The sequence below is a fragment of the Archangium sp. genome, from assembly GCF_036277355.1.
Classification (GTDB): domain Bacteria; phylum Myxococcota; class Myxococcia; order Myxococcales; family Myxococcaceae; genus Archangium.
Genome location: NZ_DASUNC010000088.1, coordinates 40,865 through 52,599, shown reverse-complemented (window position 1 = coordinate 52,599; position 11,735 = coordinate 40,865). Strand labels below are relative to the sequence as shown.

General features: G+C 69.6%; 10 protein-coding genes. 2 read left to right on the top strand and 8 right to left on the bottom strand.

Annotated features, from left to right (window positions below; all coding sequences use genetic code 11):
• The 5 genes from VFZ09_RS23440 to VFZ09_RS23420 all read right to left on the bottom strand — a co-directional run.
• Nucleotides 1-611, bottom strand: a 611-nt coding sequence (locus VFZ09_RS23440; RefSeq protein WP_329729861.1) for a serine/threonine-protein kinase, incomplete at its 3' end; no start/stop codon positions are given.
• Between the two features lie 57 nt (nt 612-668).
• On the bottom strand, nt 669-1,046 hold the full coding sequence (locus tag VFZ09_RS23435; RefSeq protein ID WP_329729860.1) for a helix-turn-helix domain-containing protein: 378 nt from the start codon (nt 1,044-1,046) through the stop codon (nt 669-671).
• A 7-nt stretch (nt 1,047-1,053) separates the two neighbouring features.
• On the bottom strand, nt 1,054-1,476 hold the full coding sequence (locus VFZ09_RS23430) for a helix-turn-helix domain-containing protein (protein ID WP_329729859.1): 423 nt from the start codon (nt 1,474-1,476) through the stop codon (nt 1,054-1,056).
• Between the two features lie 8 nt (nt 1,477-1,484).
• Entirely contained in the window at nt 1,485-2,651 is a 1,167-nt protein-coding gene (locus VFZ09_RS23425) for a serine/threonine protein kinase (RefSeq protein ID WP_329729858.1), read from the bottom strand.
• A gap of 555 nt (nt 2,652-3,206) precedes the next feature.
• The gene (locus VFZ09_RS23420) at nt 3,207-3,509 is read right to left on the bottom strand and encodes a PRC-barrel domain-containing protein (RefSeq protein ID WP_329729857.1); all 303 of its coding nucleotides are present in this window, start codon (nt 3,507-3,509) and stop codon (nt 3,207-3,209) included.
• Between the two features lie 230 nt (nt 3,510-3,739).
• Between VFZ09_RS23420 and VFZ09_RS23415 the strand changes: the two genes are divergently transcribed.
• Together VFZ09_RS23415 and VFZ09_RS23410 are read left to right on the top strand one after the other, a co-directional pair.
• On the top strand, nt 3,740-4,885 hold the full coding sequence (locus tag VFZ09_RS23415; RefSeq protein WP_329729856.1) for a HAMP domain-containing sensor histidine kinase: 1,146 nt from the start codon (nt 3,740-3,742) through the stop codon (nt 4,883-4,885).
• A 72-nt stretch (nt 4,886-4,957) separates the two neighbouring features.
• Nucleotides 4,958-7,297: an acyl-CoA dehydrogenase gene (locus tag VFZ09_RS23410; RefSeq protein ID WP_329729855.1), complete on the top strand. Its 2,340-nt coding sequence runs from the start codon at nt 4,958-4,960 to the stop codon at nt 7,295-7,297.
• A gap of 27 nt (nt 7,298-7,324) precedes the next feature.
• On the opposite strand, the gene VFZ09_RS23405 is transcribed toward VFZ09_RS23410, so the two are convergent.
• From VFZ09_RS23405 to VFZ09_RS23395, 3 genes are read right to left on the bottom strand one after another with little or no spacing between them, the layout of a single operon-like run.
• Nucleotides 7,325-8,842, bottom strand: coding sequence for a sensor histidine kinase (locus VFZ09_RS23405; protein ID WP_329729854.1), 1,518 nt, complete (start codon nt 8,840-8,842; stop codon nt 7,325-7,327).
• The gene (locus tag VFZ09_RS23400; protein ID WP_329729853.1) at nt 8,839-9,303 is read right to left on the bottom strand and encodes a response regulator; all 465 of its coding nucleotides are present in this window, start codon (nt 9,301-9,303) and stop codon (nt 8,839-8,841) included. The genes VFZ09_RS23405 and VFZ09_RS23400 overlap by 4 nt, the downstream gene beginning before the upstream one ends.
• Nucleotides 9,300-11,591, bottom strand: a complete 2,292-nt coding sequence (locus VFZ09_RS23395) for an ATP-binding protein (RefSeq protein WP_329729852.1) — start codon at nt 11,589-11,591, stop codon at nt 9,300-9,302. Before VFZ09_RS23395 ends, VFZ09_RS23400 begins: the two co-directional genes overlap by 4 nt.
• Between the last annotated feature and the right edge of the window lie 144 nt (nt 11,592-11,735).

Genomic DNA, 11,735 nt, shown 5'->3' with positions numbered 1-11,735 from the left:
CGCGCCTGCCCGCCGGTGTGCGCGCGCGCGAAGCGCAGCGCCTCGGGGCTGCGGTACTCGGCGGTGCACGGCGGCAGTGTGCCATGCGTGAGCGGGGGCTCTTCCGCCAGCCAGCCGATTCCGAAGTCCACCAGCACCGGCGCCCCGTCCGAGGTGCGCAGCAGGATGTTCTCCAGCTTGAGGTCACGGTGCAGCACGCCCCGGGTGTGGATGTGCGCCAGCGCCCGCGCCAGCTCCAGAAGCACGCGCGCCACGCAGCGCGCGCACGGGTTGTCCTCCAGCGCCCACTGCTCCAGCGTCCGGCCCTCGACGAAGTCCATGACGAAGTAGAGCGGACCGTGCACCGGGTGCGGCCACCTGCCACATGCGTGGAAGCCCACCACGTTGGGGTGCTGGATGCGCCGCAGGATGCTGATTTCCCGCTGCCCCCGGGCCTCCAGGCTCCGGCCGCGCAGCAGCTTGAGGGCGAAGGGCAGCCCCGCGCGCCGCACCTTGAAGACGAGGCCGTGGCCCCCGGCGCCCAGCGGGGCCTCCACCTCGTACTCCCCCACCTTGTCTCCACGGGCGAGAGGCTGGAAGCACACCGTCTCCGTGAGTCGTGCCGGCTTCATGACCTCGGAGGTTAGCACAGCCGCTCATGGCCGCGGCCCTGACAGCCCCCGTCCCGCTCACGCGTCCTCGGGCGCGTTCTCAATGGCCCTCAGGATGCGGTTGAGCCACTTCACCCTCGCGGGGGACCAGCCGCGCAGCATGCGCACCGTCCGCCGCAGCTCCGGGGACAGGTTGTCCTCGGGAGGAGGCGCCTCCAACGAGGGCGCCACGTCCGCGCGGCCCAGGGCCAGCAGCACGTCGGCGGACAGGCCGAGCACCAGGGCCAGCCTGCGCAGCGTGGGGACGGCGGGCATCATGTGGCCCCGCTCGATGCGGCCGTACACATTGGGGACGATTCCCAGCTGCCGCGCGACCTGGGCCTGGGTGAGTCCCAGCCTCTCGCGGGCAGCCCGGGCCACGTCTCCCAGGGACTTGGAGAGCTGTCCGGTTTCCACCGAGCCCTCAACCCGTGGGGTGTCCGGGGTCGCGTCCCTGCCCTTCCTCCAGAGAGGGCAACATGGCGTTGGCCACGGTGCCCAGCGCGCGGAGCTGCCTCGGCTGCAGTTGCCGTGCCGTGCGGACCAGACGCCGGATCGCGGGCGGCTCGCTCTCCAGGACAACGGGCTTCACCAGCCATTCGGGGGCCCGCTTGCCGGAAAGGCCCAGCAACCCGTTGGCATCCACCATGAGCACACCGCAGAGCCGCAGCAGCATCGGCAGGCTCGGAAGCAACAGGCCCCGCTCCATGCGGCCGTATACCTCGGTCGCAATCCCCATGCGCTCGGCGACCTCCCACTGGGTCAGCCCCGCCTCGCCGCGTGCCTCCCGCACCTGCTTCGAGAACTCGCGGGCGATTGCATCCCGTGTCTTGTGTCGCTCCCTCATGGCGGGTCTCACTCCTCGAGGTTCATGTCCGGAGGCGCGGGCAGGGCGCCCATCTCGACGACGGAATAGGCCGGAAGCTCGGAGGGGGCCGGGGCCTGCGCGAAGAGCTGCTTCACTTCCGCCCGCGCCTGCTTCGCACCGTAGGGGGCTTGTCCGTCTGCCTGGAGGAAATCGCGCAGCTCGTCGCGCATCTGGCCCGCCGTCCGATAGCGCTCGGCGGGCTCGGGACGCAGGGCCCTGGTGACGATGCGCCGCAGCGGCTCGGGCAACTCCCGGGCCGCCTGTCGCACCTCCTCCGGACCGAAGTGCAGGAGGCGGTTGGCCAATGTCTCCAGGGGCAGGAGGGAGGAAGACCGCTCACAGCGCACCTCGGGCGGGAAGCGCTGCTCGAGGCCGAGCCACAGGGTGTCGGGCGGGTCGAGCGGATAGCGGGCCAGCAGCATCTCCAGCAGCACCAGCCCCAGGGAGAAGATGTCGGCCCGTCCGTCCAGGGCCAGGGGGGTGAGCGGGTCGCGCTGGCCCGTCTCGGGTTTTTCGAAACCCCGTAGGATTTCCGGAGCGGTATAGGCCGGGTCTCCCCGGAGCACCCCGGGCGGCGTGCGGATGCGGCCCATCAACTCCGACCAGGCCGCGCCGAAGTTGGTGAGCTGGACCCGGCCGGTGTCGCCCAGGCGGATGCGCATGGGCCCCACGGCGCGGTGGACGAGGTGGAGCGGTCTGCCCTCGTCATCCACGGCGCGGTGGGCATGGTCGAGCGCATCCGCCACCTCGGCGGCCACGTAGGCCGCGAAGCCGTGGGACAGCTTGCGCCGCACGCAAATGGCCGTGTCCATGATGGAAAGCAGGAAACGGCCGGGGTCCATGTCCATGACCACATAGGCCCGCTCGTCGTCGAGCGCGGGGCCGAGCACGCGGGCGATGTTGGGGTGGCGCAGGCAACGGGAGAGGTGCACCTCTTCCATGGCCCGGGTGCGCCACGCACGCTCATCCCCCAGCACGATGGGCTTGAGGATGACCCGCTCGAGCGCGCCGCCCTCAAGGGACTGGCGGGAGGCGATCAGCAGGGTGTCGTAATCCGGATGGGAGACCAGGGGGCGTTGAATCGAGTAGCGGTACTCGTTTGCCTCGAAGTCGAGTGGGGACAAGGGCCTGTCGGAATCCGTCGGCTCGGACATTCGTGACTCCAGGGAGGAGATGGCAGTGGAAAAGACGGGCCCTCTTCCGAAGCGAATGGCTTTCGCTCGGCATGACGGCACCCCGGTGACTCCATGGGTTTCCCACGGAGAACGGCCAGACGGGTAGCACGGCGCGCAATTCATGGCAAGCCCTGTCCAACCGCGCAGGTCATGGAGACAAAATGACCTACGAGAATGGAGTGTCACCCCTGGACCCTACGACCCCGAGCGCCGCGCCCTCCCCTCCCGCCGTCCCGTCCTCGACGCCCTCGGCCAGCCCCTCCACTGAGTCGACATCGCTCGACGCCAGGGCCGTCCCGCGAGGGGGACCAGCGCAAGACGCGGCTCGCGGCCTGGCGCGCGCTGCTGGTGGCGCAGCTGGCCGTGGTGGCGCGGCTGGGCTTCTCGCTGGCCACCACGGCCTTCACCGTGGACGTCTACCGCGCCATGGCTCCGGTGCCCGTCCGCGCCCCGGTGTCCGACCTCCGCGGGCGAGCTCACCTCATCCGCGGGGCAGGCTTTGACAGCCATTGCGTTCCTCCTGTCGAAACCGAATCAGTGAGCAGGCGCCGGTTCGCTCGCACCTGGGAGGACCTGGCGCAACCCATCGACCTCCACCGACAGGACGACCGCGTCACCCACGGAGTGGATCATCCGGATCGGAATCTCCAGTGCTCCCGCGTGGAACACGCTGCGCTCCGCGCCAAGCCGGTCGGCTATCTCCTTGCGCAACCTGACCTGGAGCGATTCCACGCGCCAGGCTTCGCTGTCAAGAAACAGTGTGGAGATCTCCCCGATCGCCAGCCCGTCCGATGAAATGACGGTTCGCCCGCGCAGATTGTCGTCAGAAAGCCGCATCACCCATCCTCCATCACAAAGCCAGGCAGGACCTGGCTTCCTGCAACGGTTGAGCCGCGCGGCCGACCTCGCAAGGGCAGACCCGGCGCCTGGCAGGAAGGAGTCAGTCCAGGAGCTGGCGCCGGACCGCTCGGCTGCTCCCCACCCGGTGAGGCACTGGGGCGGTGTGGGCATTACCGGCCACAATCGCCATCTTCCTTCGAGGCATGGTGTCCATGGGAGCGCGAGGAATGGCCTCACTCGGAGAGCTGCTCTGCAGTCATACCGACGAGCTCGTGCACCGGTGGTACGAGCGGTGGCAGCAGGAGGGGCCCGCGATCCCCGGAATGACGGAGGCCGCGATCAAGGACCACCTGGCCGTCCAACTCCGGGTCATCGGCGAATCCCTGCGAGAGAGAGGAACCTCTGAATCTCCCCGGAAGCTGTGGGAGCAGCCCGGACGGTTGGACCCCGAGCAGCGTGTGCGCGATGAGGAGCCCATCGAGGAAGTGGTGCGCGAGTACGCCTACGTCATCGAGGCCGTCCGGCTCTGGCTCGACGAGCGGGACGAGCAGGTGTCCGTCCAGGATTACTCGTTCTTCTCCATCGCCATCTTCGAGCTCGCAGCCGAGTCGGCGCGCCGGTTCGCAAGGTGCCAGGCGGAACAGGTGGCCCGTGAGCGCGCGGAGTACGTGGCGGGCATCGCGCACCAATTGCGCACGCCTGTCTCCACGCTGGGCTTGTATGTCCAGCAGCTGGAAGGTGGGAAGGCCGCGCCGGACCCCCAGGCCGTGGAGCGGCTACGCCGCACGGTGGACCGGCTGAGCCGGCTGGTCGACGGCATCCTCCGGCTGGAGCGATTCAAACCCGACGAGCTGCCTGTCCATCCGGAGACCCTCGCCCCAGCCCAGGTCATCGACCAGCTCGTCGCGGACTACGAGCACGATGCCAGCCGCAAGGGCTTGCGGCTCGACATCTCCGCCAACCGGTCCGCGCGCATGCAGGTGGACCGGGACCTGTTGGTGGACGCGCTCGGAAACCTCATCCAGAACGCCATCAAGTATACCGAAAAGGGTTTCGTGCGCGTCACGCTGGAGGAGCGGGAGAACGAGGTGGTCTTCAAGGTGGAGGACTCCGGCCCCGGCATCAGCCCCGAGCGCCAGCGGCAGCTTTTCCGGCCCGTGCGGCCAGAACAACCCGGTGGCGCTGGGTTGGGCTTGAGCATTGCCTTCCGTTCCGCGGTGGCACAGGGCGGGACGCTGGAACTCGAGAGCGAGCCGGGCCGGGGCAGCACCTTCCGTCTGTGCCTGCCCCGGGCCGTGCGTGCGCGGGAGGGGCACACCGAGGGACGCGTGGAGCGCTCCCTCGAGAATGACGCCTCACGTACGGTGCATTAGCCGACATCGCTCGACGCCAGGGCCCTCTCGCGGGCAAGCTGCCCCTCCGCCCGAACCCCTGGAGAGAAGCTCATGGCCATCGATGATGTGCAGGGCCCATCCGCGCAGGAGTTGCTGTCCCTCCCCCGCCTCGCCCCCCTCGTCCCCATGCTCTACGTCGCATGGACCGACGGCGAGCTGACCCCCGAGGAGATTCGCACCCTGGGCGCCGCGGCCCGCTCGCAGCACTGGTTGGACTTGCGCTCCACCGCCGTGCTGGCGAACTGGTTGGATCCCCTCAACCCGCCCAGCCCCAGCGCACTCGCCCAGGTGGGCGAGCACATCCGCCGCACCGCCGAGCGCCTCTCCCGCAGTGACCAGAAGAGCCTCGTGGAGCTCGGGGCCCAGCTCGCCGAGGCCATGGGCGGCCAGGACGCCCTGCCCGCGCCCATGCCCGAGCTGGCCCGAAGCCTCGCCCCCGTGGAGACGGCGCTCGGCGTGTCCGGTGCCGAGGCCGTGCGCACGCTCGTCGCCGTCCCCAGGCTCCACGCCGTCCAGCCGCCCGAGCCCCACTCCTTCAGCGTGGACGCGCTGCGCGCCGTGCTGGAGCGCACCTACTCCGCCGAGCGCGCCAGCGTCCGCGAGTGGCTCGCCGACCCGGGCTTCCGCTACGTGGACGAGCGCGACACCGCCGGCTACCGCGCCCGGGTGCTCGCCTGGCTCAAGCAGCTGGCCGCACGCGGGCTGGGCCAGCTCGCGTACCCGGACAACCTCGAGAAGGTGGACCTCGGCCGCTTCATCGCCGCCTTCGAGACGCTCGCCTTCTTCGACCTGAGCCTCGTGGTGAAGGCGGGCGTGCACTTCGGGCTGTTCGGCGGAAGCATCTACTTCCTCGGCACCGAGCGGCACCACCGCGAGTACCTGCATCGCGTGGCCTCGGTGGAGCTGCCCGGCTGCTTCGCCATGAGCGAGCTGGGCCACGGCTCCAACGTCCGCGACGTGGAGACACTGGCCCGCTACGACGCGGAGCGCGGCGAGTTCGTGGTGCACACGCCCTCGGAGTCGGCGCGCAAGGAGTGGATCGGCAACGCGGCCCTGCACGCGCGCATGGCCACGGTGTTCGCGCAGCTCGAGGTGAAGGGCGAGCGCCACGGCGTCCACGCGCTGCTCGTCCCCCTCCGGGACGAGGAGGGCCAGCTGCTGCCCGGGGTGCGCGTGGAGGACTGCGGCCTGAAGATGGGGCTGAACGGCGTGGACAACGGGCGGCTGTGGTTCGACGGCGTGCGCGTGCCCCGCGAGAACCTGTTGGATCGCTTCTCCCAGGTGAGCCCCGAGGGCGAGTACAGCAGCGCCATCACCGGTGTCTCCAAGCGCTTCTTCACCATGCTGGGCACGCTGGTGGCGGGCCGGGTGAGCGTGGCGTGCGCGGCGCTGAGCGCGGCCAAGAGCGGGCTGAGCATCGCCATCTCCTACGGGGACGAGCGCCGGCAGTTCGGCCCGGCCGGTGCGCAGGAGGTGCGGCTGCTGGACTACCAGGCGCACCAGCTCCGGCTGCTGCGTCCGCTGGCCACCACGTACGCCCTGGACTTCGCGCTCAAGTACCTGGTGAAGCGCTACGTGGGACGCACCGAGGAGGACGCGCTGGAGGTAGAGGCGCTGGCGGCGGGCCTCAAGGCGTATGCCTCGCGGCACACCACGCGCACGCTCCAGGTGGCGCGCGAGGCATGCGGAGGCCAGGGCTACCTCGTGGCCAACCGGCTGCCCTCGCTCAAGGCGGACACGGACGTCTTCGCCACCTTCGAGGGCGACAACACGGTGCTGCTGCAACTGGTGGCCAAGAGCCTGCTCACCGGCTACCGGCAGCAGTTCGAGGATGACCGCGTCTTCACGGTGATGCGGCTCATCGTGGATCGGGCGGCGGGGGCGCTCGGGGACCGCAACCCCTTCTCGGTGCGGCGCACGGGCAGCGAGCACCTGCGCGACGGCGACTTCCAACTGCGCGCGCTGCGCTTCCGGGAGTCGGACCTGCTGGCCTCGGCGGCGCGGCGGCTGCGCGAGCGACTGAGCTCCGGAGTGGACTCGTTCGAGGCCTTCAACCAATGCCAGGACCACCTGCTGGCGCTCGCGCACGCGCACGTGGAGCGCGTGGTGCTGGAGCAGTTCCTCCTGGGCGTCGCCGAGGTGGAAGATCCAGCGCTCAAGGCGGTGCTCGGCCGGCTGTGTGACGTGTACGGCCTGGGCTGCCTGCAGGACGCGAGCGGCTGGTTCCTGGAGAACGATCACCTCGAGGGCGCCAAGGCCAAGGCCATCCGCAAGGAGGTGACGCGGCTGTGCGCCGAGCTCCGCCCCGACGCGGTGGCGCTCACGAAGGCCTTCGGCATCCCCGACACGTGCCTGGCGGCCCCCATCGCCCTGGGCAAGCCGTCGCCCTGAGCCCGAGAGCGCGGGCCGCTCCGGGCCTCACGGTCCCAGGGCGGCCGGCGGCTTGCGAGGCAGCCGCACGCCGAACAGGGTGCCATCCGTGTCCGTGGAGCGCACGTGGATGCTGCCCCCGTGTGCCCGGACGATGTGGTCCACGATGAAGAGCCCCAGGCCGATGCTGCGCGCCGACCGGTCGGCCCGGGTCTGGGCCACGCCGCGCCGCATGGGCTCGAAGAGGTGGGCGAGCACGGCGGGCGGAATCGGCGGCCCCTGGTTGTGGACCTCCAGCTGCACACTCCCGGGCCCGCCGAACGTCCGCACCAGCACGGGCGTCTCCGCCGGGCTGTACTTCAAGGCGTTGGTGATGAGGTTGGTGAGCACCTGCGCCATCCTGTCCCCGTCCCATTCGCCCTCGCCGTTTCCGTCCGAGACGACCTGGACCTCGCGCTCGGGGAACGACATCTGGACCTCGTCCACGACGAGCCGGGTGAGGTGGTGCAGGTCCATGGGCATCCGTAGCAAGTCGATTCCTCCACCCAGGCGGGCCTTCGTGAAGTCCAGCAGGTCGCGGATCATCCGCGTCACCCGCTCCGCCGAGGACTGTATTCGCACCAGCGTCTTGAGGGCACGCTCATCCAGGTCCTCGCGGCGCAGCAGGCTCGCCGCCCCCAGGGAGATGGCGGTGATGGGGTTGCGCAGATCGTGGCTGACGATGCCGATGAGTTGCTGCTCGAACTCGGCGCGCCGCCGCTCCTCCGCCCGGACCAGCTCCTCGGCCCGCTTCTTGTCGGAGATGTCCCGGTAGAGGATGGCGATGCCCCCATCCTGCGTGGGGTAGACGCCCACGTCCGTCCACCGGTTCAGGGGCGGGTAGTACTCCTCGAAGTGCACCGCTACCCGCTCGCGCATGACGCGGTGGTATTCGATCCAATACTTGCGGCTCGGGTCCGCGGCGTCGGGCCAGAGCTCCCAGAAGTTGCGGTCCAGGGTCTCGCGGATCGGCTTGCCCGCGAGGCGCTCCTGGCTCTTGTTGGCGAAGACGACGCGGAAGTCCTTGTCGAGCACGAGCATCGCATCGCCGTGCTCCAGCACCTCCAGGGCGAGCCGGAGCCGATCCTCCGCGCGCCCCGCCCGCGTGCGCTGCTCGGTGAAGCGCCGGCGGATGTCCTCCTTCTCCACCGCGTTGCGCAAGGCCCGGTAGAGGCTGCCGGGCGTCACCTCCGCCTTCACCAGGTAGTCGGACGCTCCGCTCTTGAGCGCCTGGACGGCGATGCGCTCGTTCCCCCGGCCGGTCACCATCACCACGGGGGGCCTGAGGTACCCCTCCTCGTCCTCCAGCCGGCGGAGGAACTGCAGGCCGTTCATGCCGGGGAGGTCGTAATCCAGCAGGACGCAGTCCACGTGCTCGCTCGCACACACTTGGAGCGCCACCTCCGCGTCCTCCTCCTCCAGGAAGCGGAAGTCGTACTCCCCCGTCTCGCGCAGGTACGTCTGGAAGACATCGCGGTCCTCCGGACTGTCCTCGACGAGGAGCACCGTCAGGGCCCGCCGGCTCATCTCCGGGCACCCTCGCGGGCCTCACCCGCCGGGAGCACGATGTGCTCCAGCCAGAAATCCTTGAAGAGCTGAATCATTCTCTCGAACCTGGGCAGGTCCACCGGCTTGAGGAGGTAGCCACTCGCTCCATGCGCGTAGGCGCTCTGCACGTCCTTCGGGTTGTCAGAGGTAGAGAACACGAGGACGGGGATGCTTTTGAGCTGGGGCTCGTTCTTCAAGTGCTCGAGCACCTGCCTGCCGTCCAGGCCGGCGAGGTTCAAGTCCAGCAGGATGAGGCCCGGCCGCGGGGCCTGCTCCGGGTCCGCGTAGCGGCCGGTCTGGTGGAGGAACTCCAGGGCCTCCTCCCCCTCGGTGCAGCGGTACAGGGGGTTGGGAATGGACACGCCCTGGAAGGTCATCTGGAGCATGTCGAAGTCCTCGTCGTTGTCCTCCACGACGAGGATGGGCAGGCCGCGGTTCACTTCGCCTCCACCTCGGTGACGGGCTCCGCCTTCTCGCTGCCCAGGGTGAAGAAGAAGGTGGTGCCCGCGCCCGGCTGGGACTCCAGCCACAGGCGCCCGTTGTGCCGCTCGATGAGCCGCTTCACGATGGTCAGCCCCGTCCCGGTGCCACCGCCGTACTTGTCGCGTCCGTGCAGGCGCTTGAAGATGCGGAAGATGGTGTCGTGGTACTCGGGCTTGATGCCAATCCCATTGTCGCGCACGTAGTACGTGGTACCGCCGTCAGGCGTGCCCATGGCGCCAATCTCCACCCACTTCTTCTCCTTGTCGTTGTACTTGATGGCGTTGGTGAGGAGGTTGGTGAAGACCTCGGCCATGCGCACCCGGTCACATAGCGCGGGAGGCAGGGGCCGGGGGACGCGGACCTCCACCAGGAACTCGTCCATGCGCGGCTTGAGCACCTCCAGCACCGAGGAGAGCACCTCGTTGAGGTCCGTCTCCCGCAGGGACAGCTCGGTGCGGCCCACCTGCGCGTAGTGCAGCAGCGAGTTGATGAGGCTCTCCATCCGCTGGGTGAGCCGCACCACCGTGTCCATGCGCTTGAGGTTGGTGGGCGAGAGGCTGTCGGCCTGCTCGCGCACCACCAGGCTGGTGTAGTTGTGGATGCCGCGCAGCGGCTCCTTGAGATCATGGCTGGCGGCGTAGGCGAAGGAGTCCAGCTCCACGTTGCTGCGCTCCAGCTCCATGTTGAGCTTGAGCAGCTCCTCGCTGCGCTGCAGGACGATGTCGATGACACTGCGCCGCAGCTCCCGTGCCGCCTCCACCTCGTAGTCCTTCCAGGGCAGGGACTTGCCGCGCACCGTCTCCCTCCAGAGCGCGAAGGACTTGCGCGGGTGCAGCCGCGGCTGGTCACCGTCGATGTCCACCGGCTTGTTCGGATTGCCGCCCCACGCCACCGTCTGCACCACCTCGGGGCGGAACCACAGCACGTAGTTGTGGCGGCCGCGCGACATGGAGGCCGCGATGAGGCCCGCCGCGACGTCCTTGAACTCCGCCGCCTCGGGGTAGTGGTTGGACAGGCACGCGGTGCAGAACAGCTCCCGCGGATCCGGCTTGGCGGCGAGCCAGTCGATGAGGCCCTGGAGCTGCTCGTCGCTGGGGGCCTGGCCGATGATGGTGGTCCTGCCGTTGAAGTAGACGGCCGCGCCCGTGGCCCCGGTCAGCTCCAGCAGCTCCGGCGGAGGCTGGGTGAGCCCCACGGCGAAGTCGGGGTGGCGCGTCATCCGCTCCAGCAGCCGCACCTGGATGGACTGGGCCCGGATGCGCTGATCATAGTGCTCGTGGCCCTCCTTGGTGACGAGGAGCGAGGACATGAACTCGCCGACGAACTCGCACGCCTTGCGCACCTCGTAGGGGACGTACCTGGCGCCCGACACGTGGGTGCAGGAGATGAGGCCCCAGAGACGGCCCTCCTTGAGGAGCGAGATGCTCATGGACGCGGGCGCGCCCATGTTGCGCAGGTACTCCAGGTGGATGGGCGAGACGCTGCGCAGCACGCAGAAGGACATGTCGAGCGGGCCCTGCCCGGCGTCCTCCGGCAGCGAGAGGATGCGCGCGGGCACGTAGTCGACGGCCGGGATGATGCGCAGCCAGTTGAGGGTGTAGAGCTCGCGCGCCTGGCGGGGGATGTCCGAGGCGGGGAACCACAGGCCCAGGTACGAGTCGATCGTCTCCAGCCGATCCTCGGCGAGCACCGCGCCATTCCACTCCTCGTCGAAGCGGTAGGCGATGACGCGGTCGAAGCCGGTGAGCCGCCGCACCTCACGCACGGCCTCCAGGCACAGGGCGCTCAGGTCCTTCGCGTTGCGCAGGCGGGACATGGAGCGGCGCGCCTGGTGGTAGAAGCCGAAGAAGGGCAGCGCCTCCTGCCCGGACGTGGGCTCCAGCTCGAGGATGAGCCGCCCCTGGTGCCGGTGCGCGATGCCATTGAAGAAGCGCTCCCGGCCGCCCGCGCGCGTGGTGAGCTCGAGGGGATTGTTCTCCTCGAGCCGCTCCGAGAGGAGACATGCGCGGATGCTCGCGGACTGGGGCTCCGTCAGCAGGGACTCGAGCGGCGTCCCCAGCAGGGAGGGCGCGGACACGCCCAGCAGGGCCTCGGCGTTCTCACTGACCTGGCGGATCGTCAGGGCCGGCTCCTGGAGCACCAGCAGCACGCCATGCGGCTGGATGCCCCCGGGGATGTGGATGGGCTCCTTGTCACAGTTGGTCAGGTCCACCACCTGCCCGGGCCTGGCCCCGTCGGTCTGCATTTCACGTCCTCCACCACGGCCCACAGCCGGTAGCCACAGGCCTTCCAACCGGCCACGGCGGCGCAACGTATCGATCCGCCGTCCAAGCTGCCCACCCGCCTTTCGCTCCGGCACCCGCTCGCCAGCGGAGTGTTCATCTCCCGT